Annotated in this window: 23 protein-coding genes; 12 read left to right on the plus strand and 11 right to left on the minus strand. The window is 70.1% G+C overall.

The features are described from left to right. The first annotated feature begins 45 nt into the window (after nt 1-45). The 3 genes from M8542_RS21755 to purU are packed head-to-tail and all read left to right on the plus strand — an operon-like array spanning nt 46 to nt 2,103. Complete coding sequence (locus M8542_RS21755; RefSeq protein ID WP_257922038.1) at nt 46-747, plus strand: DedA family protein; 702 nt, start codon at nt 46-48, stop codon at nt 745-747. Continuing rightward, entirely contained in the window at nt 644-1,213 is a 570-nt protein-coding gene (locus tag M8542_RS21760) for a maleylpyruvate isomerase family mycothiol-dependent enzyme (RefSeq protein WP_257922039.1), read from the plus strand. Before M8542_RS21755 ends, M8542_RS21760 begins: the two co-directional genes overlap by 104 nt. 23 nt (nt 1,214-1,236) lie before the next feature. Beyond that, nucleotides 1,237-2,103, plus strand: coding sequence for a formyltetrahydrofolate deformylase (purU, locus tag M8542_RS21765; protein WP_257922040.1), 867 nt, complete (start codon nt 1,237-1,239; stop codon nt 2,101-2,103). A 52-nt stretch (nt 2,104-2,155) separates the two neighbouring features. Here purU and M8542_RS21770 read toward each other — a convergent pair whose 3' ends face one another. Then, complete coding sequence (locus M8542_RS21770) at nt 2,156-3,205, minus strand: NAD(P)-dependent alcohol dehydrogenase (protein ID WP_257922041.1); 1,050 nt, start codon at nt 3,203-3,205, stop codon at nt 2,156-2,158. A gap of 103 nt (nt 3,206-3,308) precedes the next feature. On the opposite strand from M8542_RS21770, the gene M8542_RS21775 reads away from it, so the two are divergent. Continuing rightward, nucleotides 3,309-3,908 (plus strand): TetR/AcrR family transcriptional regulator, encoded by a 600-nt coding sequence (locus M8542_RS21775; protein WP_257922042.1) that lies wholly within the window; start codon nt 3,309-3,311, stop codon nt 3,906-3,908. Between the two features lie 9 nt (nt 3,909-3,917). Next, complete coding sequence (locus M8542_RS21780; RefSeq protein WP_257922043.1) at nt 3,918-4,544, plus strand: pyridoxamine 5'-phosphate oxidase family protein; 627 nt, start codon at nt 3,918-3,920, stop codon at nt 4,542-4,544. Here M8542_RS21780 and M8542_RS21785 read toward each other — a convergent pair. After that, nucleotides 4,513-4,845: an ArsR/SmtB family transcription factor gene (locus M8542_RS21785; protein WP_257922044.1), complete on the minus strand. Its 333-nt coding sequence runs from the start codon at nt 4,843-4,845 to the stop codon at nt 4,513-4,515. The two genes, M8542_RS21780 and M8542_RS21785, sit on opposite strands and share 32 nt — an antisense overlap. A gap of 69 nt (nt 4,846-4,914) precedes the next feature. Here M8542_RS21785 and M8542_RS21790 point away from each other — a divergent pair, with 69 nt between their 5' ends. Further along, entirely contained in the window at nt 4,915-5,538 is a 624-nt protein-coding gene (locus tag M8542_RS21790; RefSeq protein WP_257922045.1) for a haloacid dehalogenase type II, read from the plus strand. On the opposite strand, the gene M8542_RS21795 is transcribed toward M8542_RS21790, so the two are convergent. The 4 genes from M8542_RS21795 to M8542_RS21810 all read right to left on the minus strand — a co-directional run bounded on the left by M8542_RS21795 (nt 5,535) and on the right by M8542_RS21810 (nt 8,736). After that, entirely contained in the window at nt 5,535-6,539 is a 1,005-nt protein-coding gene (locus M8542_RS21795; RefSeq protein WP_257922046.1) for an NADP-dependent oxidoreductase, read from the minus strand. The genes M8542_RS21790 and M8542_RS21795 overlap by 4 nt on opposite strands. A 95-nt stretch (nt 6,540-6,634) precedes the next feature. After that, nucleotides 6,635-7,069: an SRPBCC family protein gene (locus M8542_RS21800; protein WP_257922047.1), complete on the minus strand. Its 435-nt coding sequence runs from the start codon at nt 7,067-7,069 to the stop codon at nt 6,635-6,637. A 147-nt stretch (nt 7,070-7,216) separates the two neighbouring features. Then, entirely contained in the window at nt 7,217-7,882 is a 666-nt protein-coding gene (locus M8542_RS21805; RefSeq protein WP_257922048.1) for an NAD(P)-dependent oxidoreductase, read from the minus strand. Continuing rightward, nucleotides 7,879-8,736, minus strand: coding sequence for an SDR family oxidoreductase (locus M8542_RS21810; RefSeq protein ID WP_257922049.1), 858 nt, complete (start codon nt 8,734-8,736; stop codon nt 7,879-7,881). The genes M8542_RS21805 and M8542_RS21810 overlap by 4 nt, the downstream gene beginning before the upstream one ends. Nucleotides 8,737-8,801: 65 nt before the next feature. Between M8542_RS21810 and M8542_RS21815 the strand changes: the two genes are divergently transcribed. Together M8542_RS21815 and M8542_RS21820 are read left to right on the plus strand one after the other, a co-directional pair. Beyond that, nucleotides 8,802-9,299, plus strand: a complete 498-nt coding sequence (locus tag M8542_RS21815) for a MarR family transcriptional regulator (RefSeq protein ID WP_257922050.1) — start codon at nt 8,802-8,804, stop codon at nt 9,297-9,299. 29 nt (nt 9,300-9,328) lie between these two features. Beyond that, a complete protein-coding gene (locus tag M8542_RS21820; protein WP_257922051.1) occupies nt 9,329-10,102 on the plus strand; it encodes a class I SAM-dependent methyltransferase in 774 nt (257 codons plus the stop codon). A gap of 54 nt (nt 10,103-10,156) precedes the next feature. On the opposite strand, the gene M8542_RS21825 is transcribed toward M8542_RS21820, so the two are convergent. After that, entirely contained in the window at nt 10,157-11,071 is a 915-nt protein-coding gene (locus tag M8542_RS21825; protein WP_257922052.1) for an ABC transporter substrate-binding protein, read from the minus strand. Nucleotides 11,072-11,208: 137 nt separating this feature from the next. Here M8542_RS21825 and M8542_RS21830 point away from each other — a divergent pair, with 137 nt between their 5' ends. From M8542_RS21830 to M8542_RS21845, 4 genes are read left to right on the plus strand one after another with little or no spacing between them, the layout of a single operon-like run. Further along, a complete protein-coding gene (locus M8542_RS21830; RefSeq protein ID WP_257922053.1) occupies nt 11,209-11,898 on the plus strand; it encodes an ABC transporter permease in 690 nt (229 codons plus the stop codon). Then, nucleotides 11,895-12,608 (plus strand): ABC transporter permease, encoded by a 714-nt coding sequence (locus tag M8542_RS21835; protein ID WP_257922054.1) that lies wholly within the window; start codon nt 11,895-11,897, stop codon nt 12,606-12,608. The genes M8542_RS21830 and M8542_RS21835 overlap by 4 nt, the downstream gene beginning before the upstream one ends. Nucleotides 12,609-12,647: 39 nt before the next feature. After that, the gene (locus M8542_RS21840; protein WP_257922055.1) at nt 12,648-13,484 is read left to right on the plus strand and encodes a helix-turn-helix domain-containing protein; all 837 of its coding nucleotides are present in this window, start codon (nt 12,648-12,650) and stop codon (nt 13,482-13,484) included. Between the two features lie 16 nt (nt 13,485-13,500). Then, nucleotides 13,501-13,680, plus strand: coding sequence for a DUF397 domain-containing protein (locus M8542_RS21845; protein WP_257922056.1), 180 nt, complete (start codon nt 13,501-13,503; stop codon nt 13,678-13,680). Here the strand turns inward: M8542_RS21845 and M8542_RS21850 are convergent. From M8542_RS21850 to M8542_RS21865, 4 genes are read right to left on the minus strand one after another with little or no spacing between them, the layout of a single operon-like run. Continuing rightward, nucleotides 13,661-14,797, minus strand: coding sequence for an RNA polymerase sigma factor (locus M8542_RS21850; protein WP_257922151.1), 1,137 nt, complete (start codon nt 14,795-14,797; stop codon nt 13,661-13,663). The genes M8542_RS21845 and M8542_RS21850 overlap by 20 nt on opposite strands. Nucleotides 14,798-14,805: 8 nt before the next feature. Next, nucleotides 14,806-15,213, minus strand: coding sequence for a YciI family protein (locus M8542_RS21855; RefSeq protein WP_257922057.1), 408 nt, complete (start codon nt 15,211-15,213; stop codon nt 14,806-14,808). A 13-nt stretch (nt 15,214-15,226) separates the two neighbouring features. Next, the gene (locus M8542_RS21860) at nt 15,227-15,655 is read right to left on the minus strand and encodes a VOC family protein (RefSeq protein ID WP_276586861.1); all 429 of its coding nucleotides are present in this window, start codon (nt 15,653-15,655) and stop codon (nt 15,227-15,229) included. Between the two features lie 5 nt (nt 15,656-15,660). Further along, a complete protein-coding gene (locus M8542_RS21865; protein ID WP_257922059.1) occupies nt 15,661-16,164 on the minus strand; it encodes a pyridoxamine 5'-phosphate oxidase family protein in 504 nt (167 codons plus the stop codon). Nucleotides 16,165-16,199: the final 35 nt, after the last annotated feature.

Here is a 16,199-nt window from a genome sequence, read left to right on the forward strand (position 1 = left end):
CCGCTGCGTCACCTCGAAGTGACCTGGGGTGATCACCATTGAGCCGTGGAACTGCTGGCGCACGTCACCGACCTGCTGCGCGACGCCGTGGGCTCGCCGTGGCTGTGGGTGCTCGTCTTCGCCGTGTCCGGGTTGGACGCGCTGCTGCCGTTCATGCCGAGTGAGACGACCGTCGTCACCGTCGCCGTGCTGCTCGGGCCCGATCCCGCGCAGCTCGCGCTGCTCGCCGCCGTCGCGGCCGGTGGGGCCTGGGCCGGTGACTGCCTCGGGTACGCCGTCGGGCGGTCGGCCGGGCCGCGGGCGGTCGCGTGGCTGCAGCGGGGCGCGGACGGGCCGCGGCGCTACGAATGGGCGCGCGACCAGGTGCGGCACCACGGCGGCCTGCTGATCATCGCCGCGCGGTACCTGCCCGGCGGCCGCGTGGCCAGCGCGCTCGCGAACGGCAGCCTCGGTTATCCCCTGCGCCGGTTCGTGCCCCTCGACCTCGCCGGCGCGGCGATCTGGGCGGTGTACAGCGTCCTGATCGGCCTGGCCGGCGGCGCCGCGTTCGCCGACGAGCCGGTGAAGGGCCTGCTGCTGTCCTTCAGCCTCGGCCTGGGCCTGGTCTTCGCGATCGAGGCCGGCCGGCGGCTACGGTCGATCCATGCTCGAAGCGATCGACATCCACGCGGACGCGCTGAAGCGGGCGGCGCTGAGCGCCGGTCCGACGAGACCGGTCCCGAACTGTCCGAAGTGGACTGTCCATGACCTGGTGTCGCACATCGCGCTCGTCCACGACACCATCACCAGCCTGGCGATGGGCCGGCCGCCACGCCCCGAGCCGCCGCCGGAGTGGGAAGACGTCCTCGGGTGGTGGGACGGCCGGCGCCTGGCCCTGCGCGAAGCACTGACGCGCAATCCGGACACACCGTGGACCCGCCGGATGGCCCACGAGACGGCAATCCACCGCCTCGACGCCGAATCCGCCCTGCCCCACCCGCCGGAGACCCGCTTCTCCCCCGAGTTCGCCAACGACGGCATCGACGAGTTCCTGACCTTCGTCGTCCCGCGTCGCGGCTTCGCCATCGGCGTGCGGATCACGACGCCGGAGCGGACGTGGACGGTCGGCACCCCGGGGACCGAGGTGACCGGCGACGCCGACGACGTCTACCGGGCGGTGTGGGGCCGCCCGCACCGGGCGGCGATCAGCGGGGACCGGCTCCCGGCCGTCTGACCAGCGCGGGGGACAATGCCGTGGTGACCGCTCCCGAACGCCGCTACGTCATCACCTTCGGCTGCCCCGACCGCACCGGCATCATCGCCCGGATCTCCGGGTTCCTCGCCGAACACGGCGGCTGGATCGTCGAAGCGGCCTACCACACCGACCCGGACACGGGCTGGTTCTTCACCCGCCAGGTCGTCCGGGCCGACTCGCTGCCGTTCGACGCCGCCGAGCTGCGCGCGCGGTTCGGCGAGGTGGCCGCGGACCTGTCGGCGGAGTCGAGCTGGCAGGTCAGCGACACCGGGGAGCGGCGCCGCGCGGTCGTGCTGGTGTCGAAGGCCGGGCACTGCCTGTACGACTTGCTCGGCCGCGTCGCGTCGGGCGAGCTCGACGTCGACATCGCGGCGGTGATCGGCAACCACGAGTCGCTCGCGGACATCACCCGCGCGCACGGCATCCCGTTCCACCACGTCCCGTTCCCGACCGGTGGCAAGGAAGCCGCGTTCGAGGAGGTCCGGAAGCTGGTCGACGAGCACGACCCGCACGCGGTGGTGCTGGCCCGGTTCATGCAGATCCTGCCCGCGGACCTGTGCCGCGACTGGGCGGGCCGCGCGATCAACATCCACCACAGCTTCCTGCCGTCGTTCATCGGCGCGAAGCCGTACCACCAGGCGCACACGCGCGGGGTGAAGCTGGTCGGCGCGACCTGCCACTACGTGACGGCGGACCTCGACGCGGGCCCGATCATCGACCAGGACGTCATCCGCGTCGACCACGGCGACTCGGTCGAGGACATGGTCCGCAAGGGCCGCGACATCGAGAAAGTCACCCTCGCCCGCGGTCTCCGGTGGCACCTGGAGAACCGCGTGCTGGTGCACGGCAACCGGACAGTGGTGTTCTGACGCCGGTCGTGAGTGTTTAGGGCGGTTAGAACCACCCTAAACACTCACGAGCTCACGCCCCGATGGTCGCGGCGTCGATGACGAAGCGGTAGCGCACGTCGGAGTTCTCGACGCGCTCGTAGGCCTCGTTCACCTTGTCCGCCGAGATCGTCTCGATCTCCGCGCCGATACCGTGCTCGGCGCAGAAGTCCAGCATCTCCTGCGTCTCGGCGATGCCGCCGATCATCGAGCCGGCCAGCACCTTGTTGCCGCCCAGCAGCGAGAAAGCGTTGTACGACAGCGGTTCGCCCGGCGCGCCGACGTTCACCATCGCGCCGCCGACCTTCAGCAGGCCGAGGTAGCTGTCGATCGGCAGCTTGGCCGACACGGTGTTGAGGATGACGTCGAACTTCCCGCGCAGGACGTCGAACGTCGCTTCGTCGCTGGTCGCGTAGTAGTCCGTGGCGCCGAGCTTGAGGCCGTCTTCCTGCTTCTTGAGGCTCTGGCTCAGCACGGTCACCTCGGCGCCCATCGCCGCGGCGATCTTGACACCCATGTGCCCGAGCCCGCCGAGCCCGATCACGGCGACCTTCTTGCCGGGGCCGGCGCCCCAGTGGTGCAGCGGCGAGTAGGTGGTGATGCCCGCGCACAGCAGCGGCGCGGCGATGTCGAGGCTGATGCCTTCCGGGATGCGGCAGACGAAGGCGTCCTTCACGACGATCTGGTTGCTGTAGCCGCCGTAGGTGTTCTCGCCGTCGAAGCCGACGCCGTTGTACGTCTGGACGTTGCCCTTGACGCAGAACTGCTCGGTGCCGGCCAGGCAGTATTCGCACTCGCCGCAGGAGTCGACCATGCAGCCGACGCCGACGCGGTCGCCGACCTGGTACTTCGTGACGTCCGACCCGACCGCGGCGACGACGCCGGCGATCTCGTGGCCCGGGACCATCGGGAAGATCGCCTGGCCCCAGTCCTCCTTGGCCTGGTGGATGTCGCTGTGGCAGATGCCGGCGTAGGCGATGTCGATCAGCACGTCGTCCGCGCGCAGGTCACGGCGCTCGATCGTGGTCGGCGCCAGCGGCGCGCCCGGCGCCGGAGCGGCGATGGCGTGCGTGGTGGTGCTCATGGAACCCTCCAAGTTCAAGTACCGTTGGCCCTCGTAAGAGGTCTCTTACATGTCTACGTAAGAGGGGTCTTACATATTTCGAACGGGAGATGTGATCCAGGTCATGGGCGGGAAGTACCACCACGGCGACCTCCGCGGCGAGCTCGTCCGCGTCTCGCTCGACCTGATCGCTGAGCAGGGCCTCGAGGGCTTCTCGGTAGCCCAGGTCGCCAGGCGGGCGAAGGTCAGCCCGGGCGCGCCGTACCGCCACTTCCCGACGCGGGAGAGCTTGCTGGCGGAGGTGGCCTGCAACATCGCGTGCCAGCTCGCCGAGCGCGTCGCCGCGGCGGCGAGCGAGCACGAGGATCCGGCGGACGCCCTGGCCGCGGCCGCGGGCGCGTACACGCGGTACCTGATCGAGCGCCGGGCGGGCATGAACGTCATCTACGCCGACGGCCTGCACGGCCCGGAACACGTGGAGCTGCTGGAGCAGACCCGCCGCCTGACCGACGAGTTCCTGATGCGCTGCCTGCTGGTCGCCCCGAGCCCGGCGATCGCGTTGGAGCTGATGGAGCAGCTGTTCACCCAGGCCCACGGCTACGGGACGTTCCAGCTCGACGGCGTGTTCGTGAAGCACGGGTACTCGGTGGACCAGGTGGTGGCGAAGTCGGCGGAGGCCGCGCGGATCGCGATCGCGGGCCGGACTGTCGGTGGTCCGCGCTAGCTTGGGGTCATGGGGACCGGCGAAACAAACATCGACACACACGAAGCGCTGCGCGAGCTGTTCGGCGAGCCGAAGCCGACCACGCGGCGGAAGATCATCGGCCACATCGACGAGCACGCCCGCACGCTGATCGCGCACTCACCGCTGGTGCTGCTGGCCACAGCGGCCCCGGACGGCAGCTGCGACGTCTCACCCCGCGGCGACCCGGCGGGCTCGGTGCTGGTGCTCGACGAGCGGACGCTGGTGCTCGCGGACCGCCCGGGCAACAAGCTGATCGACAGCTTCCGCAACATCATCGACAACCCGCACGCCGGGCTGCTGTTCCTGGTGCCGGGCATGAACGAGACGCTCCGGGTCAACGGCCGCGCGAAGCTGGTGTCGGACGCCCCGTTCTTCGACGAGCTGGTGGTGCGGGGGAAGCGGCCGAGGCTCGCGGTGGTGATCGAGGTGGAAGAGCTGTACATGCACTGCGCGAAGGCGTTCCTGCGGTCGTCGCTGTGGGACCCGTCGACGTGGCCGGACCGCTCGACGCTGCCCACGCTGGGGACCATCCTGCGCGACCAGCTGTCCCTGCCGACTTCGGCCGAGGAGCTGGACGCGGGTTTCAACGAGCGGGCGTTGAACGGGCAATACTGATCCCGGCCACCACATCGAGCAACCCCGGGAACTTCGCGTCGAACTCCTCCCGGCGCAGCCGCACGAAGGTTCCGTTCCCCGCGTCCCGCTGCCACACCAAGCCCGCCTCGCGCAGCACCCGCCAGTGGTGCGTGCGGGTCGACTTGGCGATCGGCAGCGGGAAAGACGAGCACGCGCGCTCCCCACCGTCGCCGGCCACCAGTTCCAGCACCACCGCTCGGCGGTGGGGGTCGGCCAGGGCGGACAAGACCGCGCCGAGGTCGACGTCGGCCATCGGCGGGGCGGGAAGTTCACCGGGCATGCTGGACATGGTACGGCAGCTGTCGTACCTTCGACGAGGTACGACAACCTTCGAACCTCCGGAGTCCGCATGCTGTGCGTGTTCGACGTCAACGAGACCCTGCTCGACCTCACCGCGATGGACCCCCTGGTCGGCGGCCCCGAACTACGCCGCGAGTGGTTCGGGCTGGCGATCCACACCGTCCTGACCGTCACGGCGACCGGCGGCTACCGCGACTTCGCGGGCATCGCCGGCGAAGCCGCCGTCGAGGTCGCCGCGCGGCACGGGCAAACCATCGACCTCGCGAAGGTCGGCGAAGGACTCCGAAACCTCCCCGCCCACCCGGACGTCGAAGAAGGCCTCGCCAAGCTGCGCGAAAAGAACCACACGGTCGTCGCCCTGACGAACTCGCCGCTCGCCACCGCCGAAGCCCAGCTCCAGAACTCGGGGCTGGCCAAGCTCTTCGACCGGATCTTCTCGGCCGAGCAGGCCGGCCGGCTCAAGCCCGCGCCCGAGCCGTACCGGCAGGTCCTCGACGCCTACCCCGGCCAACGCGCCGTGATGATCGCCGCGCACGACTGGGACATCGCGGGCGCACAGGCGGCGGGCCTCGAGACGGCGTTGCTCACCCGTCCCGGTGTGCGCCCGCTGCCCGGCTCGCCCGCGCCCACCTACACCGCGTCGACGCTGCCGGAGCTGGCCGGACTGCTTTAGATCCGGACCAGCATCTTGCCGGTGTTGGCCCCCGACAGCAGGCCGAGGAACGCCTCCGGCGCGTTGCGGATGCCGTCGACGAACGTCTCCGAGTACTTGATCTCGCCCGACTTCACCAGCGGCGCGATCTCGCTCACGAACTGCTGCTGCAGGCCCCAGTGGTCGAGCACCAGCAGGCCGCGGATGGTGATCCGCTTGGCGATGATCTGCGCGAGGTTGCGCGGCGCCGGCGTCGGCTCGGTCGCGTTGTACTGCGAGATCATGCCGCAGACCGCGATCCGGCCGTGCAGGTTGATCGCGTCGATGGCCGCTTCCAGGTGCTCGCCGCCGACGTTGTCGAAGTAGACGTCGATGCCCTCCGGCGCCGCCTCGTGCAGCTGCGCGGCGACCGGGCCGTCCTTGTAGTTGAACGCCGCGTCGAAGCCGAGGTCCTCGACCAGGTGCCGCACCTTCTCCGCCGAACCCGCCGAGCCGATGACGCGCTTGGCGCCCTTCAGCTTCGCGAGCTGCCCGACCAGCGAGCCGACCGCGCCGGCCGCGCCCGAGACGAACACCGTGTCGCCCGGCTTGAACTCCGCCGACTCCAGCAGACCCGCGTACGCGGTCAGGCCCGGCATCCCGAGCACACCGAGGTACGTCGAGAGCGGCGCGGCGGAAGCGTCCACCTTGACGAACCGCTTCGCGTCGAGGACGGCGTGCGTGCGCCAGCCCGCCTGGTGCAGCACGTGGTCGCCCGGCTCGACACCGTCCACATGGGACTCGACGACCTCGCCGACCGCGCCGCCGGACATGACCTCGCCGACCTCGAACGGCGGCGCGTAGGACTTCACGTCGCGCATGCGGCCACGCATTGCCGGGTCGACGCTCATCACCAGGTTGCGCACCAGGATCTGCCCCTCGCCCGGGGCCGGGATCTCGGTGTCGACGATGGCGAAGTTCTCCTGCGCCGGGACGCCGTGCGGGCGGGATGCCAGCCGGATTTCGGTTGCCTGTGCGTTCACCGTCGAACTCCTTGAGGTCGTTCAAGCGGGGCGAGCGCCCCGCATTCCACCGGGGACAACGAGCTAACCGGGGCGAGCATTCCGATTGTGACTGGTCACACGATCTCGGCGAGCTTGCCGAGCACGCCGTCGTAGATCTTCTTCAGCCCACCGGGCGCGAAGGTCTTCTCGAAGAAGCCGCCGATGCCGCCCGCGCCGTCCCACGACGTCTCGATGCGGACCAAGCTCTTCTCCCCGGCTTCGGCGACGGTCCAGGTGGTGACCATGCTGGAGTTCGCGTCGGTCTCGACCAGCGTGCCGGGCTTCGGCTCGCTGACCGTCGCCTTGACGTCGCGCACGCGCTTGGACGTCGCCTGCAGCTTCCAGCCGGCCTTCGTCCCGGCGCCGACGCCGCCCTCGGTCACCTCGTAGTCGCGGTAGTGCTCGGTGAGCAGCTTCGGGCGCGTTTCGGCGTAGTCGGCGACGAGCGCGCGGACCTTGTCGGCCGGGGCGTCGATGGTGCGCTCCGCGGTGGCCGTGACCTTTCCCATTTCACTCCTTTGCCCGGGGTACGCGATCAGCGTCGACCCTAGACCGCAAGCGCGCACCCCAGGGCAGCGGCGTTCACCACGAGAAACCCGTTCGCCAGGCCGAACCGGGCACGACGCCGGCCAGGAAGCGACCGCACCGGCCTCCCCTCAGTAGGCCACGGCGACGGAATGCCGCACGGTTTCGGGCATGCCGAGCACGCGGAGGACGAACTGCGCGGCGTCCGCCCGCGCGATCCGGAAGCCACCGCGGACGCTCTGCTCGTACGCCATCCGGTAGTGCCCGGTCGGCGGCTTGTCGGTCAGCAGGGGCAACTGCACGGACGTCCAGTCGAGGCCACTCACCCTGAGTTCGTGCTCCATCAAGGCCACGTCCTCGTAGTGCTTCCGCAACCGCAGGTTCGCCAGCGGTGAGAGCACTGTCCGCGTGAAGAACCCCACTCCCGGATCCCGCTTCGGCGGGTTCGGGCGGCTCGGCGTGGGGATCGTCGAGATGCCGGCCACGCTCACCACGACCAGGCGCCGCACCCCGGCCGCCACCATCGCCTCGATGATGGCCCGGGTGCCGCGCGACGCGACGCCGTACTCGCCGTTGTGCCGGGGCCCCAGCGCGGAAACCACGGCATCGCGACCGTCCACCGCGGACTTGAGCGCCACCGGATCGGGCGCGGTCAGGTCCGCGCGGACGATGCGGACCGGCGCCGTGACGGCATCCGGGTTCCGCACCACGGCCGTGACCTCGTGCCCGGCGCCGAGAGCCTGGTCGAGCACGTGTCCGCCGGTCCGCCCGGACGCGGCGACGAGCGTGAGCTTCATTGTCGCGCCCCGAACTCGGCGGCGTGGTCGGCCGCCCACGCGGCGAAGGTGCGCGCCGGTCGCCCCAGGATCTTCTCGAGGTCCGGCGTGGGTGGGAACTGCGGTCGCGCGAGATGAGCGGCGTACCGGGCCATCATCGCGGTGACGAACGGTTCGGAGAGACCGCCGGCCAGCATGCCCTCCGCCGCCCTCGGGGCCGGGATCTCGTGGAACCGCAGGGGCCGGCCCAGCGCGGCGCCGATCTGCTGGACCATTTCCCGGTGGGACAACGACTCCGGGCCGGTGAGATCGATGCGCCGCCCGACCAGGTCATCTTCGACGAGCGCCTTGGCCAGCACCTCTACCAGGTCGCGTTCGTGCAGTGGCGACTCCTCGAACCCCGCGTGCACGTAACGGACGTCATCGCCCGCACGGATCTGCCCGCCCCACGCGGTGAGCGCGTTGAGCGCGAACGAGCTGGGCCGCAGGCTGACCCACTCCAGGCCGCTCGTCGCGGCCGCCTCGTCGACCTCCTTGTTGCGGTCGCCGCGGAACCGCGACGGCTGCGCTTCGGGCCGGTCGTCCACATTGGCCGCGGCGAGCGCGACCACCCGGCCGACACCGAGCTCCCGCGCCAGCGCGACGACGTCGTACGCCGCATCGCCGACGGCACGCGAGTGGAGGAACAGCGCATCGGCGCCGCGTAACGCCTTCTCGAGCGACTCCGGCCGTTGCGGGTCGCCTTCGACCACTTCGACCTCCGCCGGAAAGCCCGCCTCCCCGGGCGAGCGCGTGATGACGCGGACTTCCCGGCCCTCGAGTTCGGCGACGAGGAGACGGCCGACCAAGCCGGTCGCCCCGGTGAGCACGATCATGAGAAAACCCCTTCCCCCGGGTTACGCTTGTGCCTGAAGTTCAGATGATACGAGGAGCATATCATATGAGTTCCGTAGGAGATGGCGAGCGAGGTGACGCTCGTCGTCGGCGGCGGTCGACCCTGGCCGTCAAGGAGTCGCTGCGGGACCTGCGGAACCAGCTTTCGCTGCTGAACCACCAGGTCAGCGGCAACCTGGCGCTCAAGGACGTCGACCTCGACTGCCTCGAGCTGATCGCCCGCCTCGGCCCGCTGAGCCCGAGCAGCCTCGCCCGCAGCGCGGGGCTGCACCCCGCGACGATGACCGGGATCCTCGACCGGCTCCAGAAGGGCGGCTGGATCGTCCGGGAGCGCGACCCGGACGCGGCCGACCGGCGCGCGATCGCCGTGCGCGCGGTCCGCGGCCGCAACGCCGAGCTGTTCCGGCTCTACGCGGGGATGAACGCCGCGCTGGACGAAATCTGCGACGAGTACAGCGAAGCCGAGCTGGAGCTGATCACCGACTTCCTCCGCCGCGCGAAGGCGGCCGGCGCCGTCGCGACGGGTGATCTGGCTAACGGCTGACCTGGGAGTTTTGTGCTGTACTCCCATTCATGTGGCAGACGGGCGACGCGTACGAGGCCTACATCGGACGGTGGAGCCGGCGCGTCGCGGCGACGTTCGTCCGGCAGCTGGACGTCCCGGCGAGCCGTCGCTGGCTCGACGTCGGCTGCGGCACCGGCGCGCTGACGTCGGCGGTGCTGGCCGCGGCCGATCCCGTCGAGGTCGTCGGTGTGGACCCGTCCGAAGGCTTCCTGGCGACGGCCCGCGCCGCGGTGACCGACCCGCGTGCGTCGTTCGAAGTCGCCGACGCCCGGGAGCTGCCCTTCGACGACGACAGCTTCGACGTCGTGGTGTCGGGCCTGGTGCTGAACTTCGTGCCCGACACGACGAAGGCCGCGGCGGAGATCGCCCGGGTGACGCGCGGTGTCGCGGCGGCGTACGTCTGGGACCTGTCCGACGGCATGGAGCTGATTCGCCACTTCTGGGAGGCGGCGGCCGAGCTGGACCCGGCGCGGGTCGCGGAGCTGGACGAAGGCCGCAAGTTCACGCTGTGCCGCCCGGAGCCGCTCGGTCGCTTGTGGACGGAGGCGGGCTTCGGCGCGGTGTCGGTGGGCGAGGTCAAGATCCCGACCGTGTTCGCGAACTTCGACGACTACTGGCGGCCGTTCCTGGGCGCGCAGGGCCCGGCCCCGGCGTACCTCGCGACGTTGCCGGGGGCGCGCCGGGACCAGGTCCGCGAGCTGCTGCGCAGCAGGCTGCCGACCGGCCCGGACGGCTCGATCCCGCTCTCGGCCCGAGCCTGGGTGGTCCAAGGCCGGTCGTGAGTGTTCAGGGCGGTTAGAACCGCCCTGAACACTCACGACCACTGCGGCAGGAGGTTAGAGACCGGCCTGCGAGAGCCAGTCCTTCGCGACGTCGGCGGCCTTCTCGCCGTCGGAGTCGACGCGCTTGTTCAGGTCCCGCATCACGTCCGTGGTCAGCTTCGCGCTCACCGCGTTCACCGCGTTCGCGAAGTCGGCGCCGCGCTCGTCGACGACCTTCTTCGTGACCGCCGGCACCACGTTCTCCGTCGGGACGATGTTCAGGTCGTCCTTCAGCACGGTGTAGTTCGAGTCACCGGTCAGCGGGCTGACCGAGTCGACCGGGATCACCGTGACCGCGCCCGACTTCAGCTGCTCGACCCGCGGGCCCGCTTCCTGGATCGTCTGGAACGTCGCGTTCGTCAGCTTGTACACGTCCTTGAAGCCCTGGAAGCACGGCAGCCGCTTCTCGCACTCCGGCGGGCCCGCCATGACGACCTTGTCGAGCTTCTTCAGGTCGCTGATCGACGCGATGCCCTTTTCCTTGGCCAGGTCGGACTTGATGATGTAGGTGTTCTTGTCCTCCGCCGCCGCGAAGTTCAGCAGCGAGATCCCGCTCGGCTCGAACAGCTTGGCCAGCTGCTCGTGCTCCTCCTGCGCGGTCTTGCCGGCTTCCTTGCCGAAGCCCGTGGTGATCGCCGCGCCCTGGTACTCCGGGATGAACTGCAGCTCACCGGACTTCAGCGACGGGTAGATCAGCTCCCGCGACCCCAGGTTCAGCTTGCGCGTGACCGGGTAGCCCTTGGCTTCCAGCGCCTGCGCGTAGATCTCGGCCAGGATCTGGCTGTCGGTGAAGTTGAAGGACGCGACGACGATCGGCGCCCCACCCTTGCCCGCCGCGGCGGGCTTGTCGTCCCCGCCGCCACAGGCGGCCAAGCCGAGCGTTGCCGCGAGGGCCACCGCCACCACGGACGCGTTCCGGAACCAGCGCACGAATCCCACTCCCTCGTCACTCCAACAGACGAAAGGACCCTAGCCCCGGCCACCGACAACCTTCCACATGGTGAGAGAAAGGGTCCAGAATTCCCATTCTGCGGAATCCGGCCGCCCGAACGGGGTAGGGTCGCCCGGTGCACGTGACCCCGCTGGCCGCCGATAGCGGGCCGCCGATCTTCCAGTGGAAGTGGGTGGACCGGAACGCGGACGACATCGTCCAGCGCCTCGGTGAACACATCTCGCTGACGGCCGTCGCGCTGGGCATCGGCCTGGTCGTGTCGATCGCGCTGGCCCTGCTCTCCCTGCGCTTCCGCTGGTCCTACGGGTTCGTCCTGAGCGCCGCCGGCGCGCTGTACGTCATCCCGAGCCTCGGCGCCTTCGCCGTGCTGGTGCCGTTCTTCGGGTTGTCGTTCGTGACGGCGGTGATCCCGCTGGCGACGTACACGCTGCTGATCCTGGTCCGCAACATCGTCACCGGCGTCGACCAGGTGCCGAACGAAGTCCGCGAAGCCGCCATCGGCATGGGCTACACGCGCGGCCGGCTGCTGTGGCAGATCGAGCTGCCGCTCGCGCTGCCGGTGGTGATCGCCGGGCTGCGCGTCGCCGCGGTGACGACCATCGGCCTGGTCACCGTGACGTCGATGCTCGGCCTCGGCGGCCTCGGCTACTTCATCCGCCACGGCATCCAGACGGCGACCCCGAACCCGACGGAGATCATCGTCGGCGTGGGGCTGTCGGTGGTGCTGGCGGTGGTCGTGGACCTGCTGCTCTGGCTCAGCGAGCGCCTGCTGGCGCCCTGGACCCGGAAGGTGCGGGCGCGATGAGCTTCTTCGACCAGCTGAACGCGTGGCTCGCGGACCCGAACCGCTGGAGCTGGACCGACAAGGCCGGCGTTCCGTACCGGACCCTCGAACACCTCCGGTTCTCCCTGCTCGCGCTGGCGATCGCGGCGGTGCTGACGATCCCGGCCGCGCTCTGGCTCGCCCACTACCGCAAGGGCGCGTTCCTGGCGAGCAGCGCGGTGAACATCGGCCGCGCGATCCCGAGCTTCGGCCTGATCATCCTGTTCTGGTTCCTGGCCAGCCGCTGGGAGTGGGACACGACGTTCTGGCCGCTGCTGCTGGCCCTCGTCGCGCTGGCGATGCCGCCGTTGTTCACCAACACGTACGCGGGCGTGGTGTCCCTGGAGCAGGAGACGGTCGACGCGGCCCGCGGCACGGGCTACCGCGAGTGGCAGATCATGCTGCGGTTGGAGCTGCCGCTGGCGTCGCCGGTGATCCTGGCCGGCGCGCGGGTGTCGTTCCTGCAGCTGATCGCGACGGTCGCGATCGGCGCGATCGTCAACGACGGCGGTGGCCTCGGCCGCTACATCGTCGACGGCTTCGCGCTCGGCGCGCAGGGCTACGGCCAGATCTTCGCGGGCGGTCTGGCCGCGGTGATCCTGGCGTTGGTGTGCGACGGCGCCTTCGCGCTCGTCACCCGTTTGGCCACACCCCGAGGTCTGGCCCTGCAGAACGCCCCCCGCGGGTCGTAGGAATCTCACCCTGCGCAGTCACATCTTACGATCCGTTGTGTGGAGCGCAACAAGCCGAACGCACGCAAGCGACTGCTCGCGAACAAGCTGAGAAGGCTGCGTGAAGACGCGGGACTCACCCAGGTCGAAGCGGGCGCGCCCCTGCGGTTCAACAAGAACAAGATGAGCCGCATCGAGATGGGGCACCTGCCTGACTACAACGGCTTCCTGGGGCTGCTCGACCGCTACGGCGTGATCGTCTCGGACTACGACGACTGGGTCCGCCAGTACGATCGGGCCTGGGAGAAGGGCTGGTGGCACGCCTACGGCCTCAACGACAAGGGCTACATCTCCCTCGAGGCCGACGCCGACGAAGTCCGCACGTACCAGCTCGGTTACGTGCCCGGGCTGCTGCAGACCGAAGCCGGGATGCGCGCCACCTTCGCCGGCGCGCGTGACCCGATGTCCGGTCGCCGCTTGGAGAACGAGATCGCGGTCCGCCTGCGCCGCCAGACCCGGCTCACCGACGAGGAGCCGCTCAAGCTCCACGCCATCATCGACGAGTCCGTGCTCCGCCGCCCCGATCTGCTCCCGGACGAGCAGTGCGCACAGCTCGAGCACATCGTCGAACGTGCGGAGCTGCCGAACGTCACGGTCCAGGTCGTGCCGACCAACCACGGCAGCCACTCCGGGCGGAACGGCAGCTTCACGATCCTCAGCTACACGCGCCTCCAGGAACCGGACATCGCCTACATCGAGCACGGCTTCGGCTCGCTTCAGTTCGAGAAAGCCAAGGAGGTCAACGCTGCTAGGCTGGCTTTCCGTCACCTCGCCGATCTCGCGTACGACGAGCCGGACTCGACCCGGCTGATCCGGCAGGTGATCGACGAAATCTGACTGGAGGCGAACGGCCGTGCCCGACCTGCGCTGGCGCAAGAGCAGTTACAGCTCTGGCGATGGACAGCAGGGCGACTGCGTCGAGGTCGCCTTCACCTCTGGCACGATCCTGGTTCGCGACTCCAAGGCCCCGACTTCCGGCACGCTCAGCGTGTCCGCCGAAACCTGGCGCCACATCAGCGAAGTCGCGCGTTGAGCCGGGCGGCCTGCCGGGTCAGGTAGTCGGACTCGGCGAGGTTGGCGGCTTGGCCCGCGGCCTCGACGTAGAGCCGCTCCGCCGTCGTCAGGTCGCCGTCGCGCTCGTGGAAGTAGGCCGCCACCGCGGTGTGGCGGGGCAGCGAGCCGTCCAGCTGCGCCAGGGCCGCCAGCCCGGCGCGCGGCCCGTCGGCCTCCCCGACGGCGACCGCGCGGTTCAGCCGCACGACCGGGCTGCCGGTCAGCGCCACCAGCTCTTCGTACCACTCGACGATCTGCACCCAGTCGGTCTCCTCGGCGGTGGGCGCGTCGGCGTGCAGCGCCGCGATGGCCGCCTGGGCCTGGAACTCCCCCAGCCGATCGCGGGCGAGCGCCGCCTGGAGAATCTCGACGCCCTCCTCGATCGCCTTCGTGTCCCACCGCTGCCGGTCCTGCTCGGCGAGCGGCACCAGGCTGCCGTCGGCCGCGGTCCGCGACGCCCGCCGCGCGTGGTGCAGCAGCATCAGCGCGAGCAGCCCGGCGATCTCGGGGTGGTCGCTCGCCGCCGCGAGCTGCCGGGTGAGCCGGATGGCCTCGGCCGCGAGGTCGACGTCACCCGAGTAGCCCTCGTTGAACACGAGGTAGAGCACGCGCAGCACGGTCGTGACGTCGCCGAGCTGCTCGAACCGCACCCCGGCGATCGTGCGCTTGGCGCGGCTGATGCGTTGCGCCATGGTCGCTTCCGGCACCAGGTAGGCGTGCGCGATCTGCCGGGTGGTCAGCCCGCCGACGGCCCGCAGGGTGAGCGCGACCGCGGCCGACGGCTTGAGCGACGGGTGCGCGCACAGGAAGTACAGCTGGAGCGTGTCGTCCACGCCGGAGACCGGTGCCGGCTCTTCGTCGACGACTTCCTCGCGCCGGCGGCGGGCCGTCTCGGCCCTGGTCGTGTCGAGGAACCGCCGCCAGGACACGGTGACCAGCCAGCCCTTGGGGTCGCGCGGCGGGTCGGCCGGCCAGGTGCGGACGGCCTCGACCAGCGCGTCCTGCACGGCGTCCTCGGCCGCCGCGAAATCGGCGCCACGGCGGACGAGGATGCCGAGCACGCTCGGGGTGAGGCTGCGCAGCAGAGCCTCGTCCAGGCGGGCAGTCACTCGGTGATGGTGGGCATCGGACCCCAGAAGGGGCGCAGCTCCAGCCATTCCTGCACCGGCTTCCCCCCGAACCCGGGCGCGGCGGACAGCTCCGCGGCCAGCTCGAGGGCGCGCTCGTAGCTGTCGACGTCGATCACCGTCCAGCCGGCGATGAGGTCCTTGGTCTCGGCGAAGGGACCGTCGGTGACCGGCGGGCGGCCCTCGCCGTCGCTGCGGACGTACGTGCCGGTCTGGGCGAGCGCCTGGTGTTCGACGAACTCGCCGGTCTCCCGCAGCCGCGTCGCGAAGTCCTGCATGTACTGGACGTGCGCGGAGATCTCTTCGGGCGTCCACTTCTCCATCGGGACGTCGTTGACCGCCGCCGGACCGCCTCGGTAGTGCTTGAGCAGCAAGTACTTGGCCATTTCGATGCCCCTCTCAGCCGAGCTTCTCGGCCAGCGCGACGATGATCCCCTCGGGACCGCGGACGTAACACATCAGGAAGCTGTCGTCGATCCTCGTCAGCTCGCCGACGAGCTCGGCGCCGTGGTTCCGGAGCCGGGCCAGAACGTCCTCGACGTCGGGCACGGAGAACAGGATCCGCCGGATGCCGTGGGTGTTCGCGGGTGCGTCCGGCTGGTGGCCGACGGCCTTCGGGGTGCGGAAGGACATCAGCTCGAGCCGGCTCTCGCCGTCCGGCGTCCGCAGCATCGCGACGTCGAGGTCGATCTCGTCGAACCCGGAGATGCGGGCGGCCCACTGGCCGTCGACGATCATCCGGCCCTCTTCTTCCAGGCCGAGTTCGAGGAAGAAAGCCACCGTCGCGTCGAGGTCCTCGACCACGATGCCGACGTTTTCCATGCGCATGCTCGTCACGCGCCCAGGCTAGCGGCGGCGGCCTGCTGTTCGATCAGCTCCGCGACGTTGCCGGGCAACGTGGTCTCGAAGTCGGTCAGCTTGACCCAGGTCGGCTTCAGCACGATCCGGACCATGCCGTCGTAGAGGGCACGCACGTTGGCCTCCCACTCGACCCGCTGCTCCGGCGTCATCTGGTAGGTGCCGTTCATCTGGAGGTACTCGTGCGGGATGCCGTCGACGACGTCGAGCTCGGCCTCGCCGCGCAGCGTCAGGATCTTCGGCGGGTGCACCTCGGTGTCGATCGTCAGCGCGACCGCCGGGCTGCGGCGCAGCATCTCCAGCTTCCGCGCGTTCTTCGAGGTGCACATGACGATCTCGGCGCCGTTCCAGTAGATGCCGATCGGGATCACCCGCGGGGTGCCGTCAAGGGCGGTGAACGCCAGCCGGCCGAGGTCACGCGCCAGCAGCTCCTGGCTGTACTTGTGGTTCAGGATCTCGTCGATCTTGTCCTGCTGCATCGGTCTCTCCCTTGTGCCGGTCGGAATGACACAGC

It is taken from the genome of Amycolatopsis iheyensis, assembly GCF_024703995.1.
GTDB classification, from domain to species: domain Bacteria; phylum Actinomycetota; class Actinomycetes; order Mycobacteriales; family Pseudonocardiaceae; genus Amycolatopsis; species Amycolatopsis iheyensis.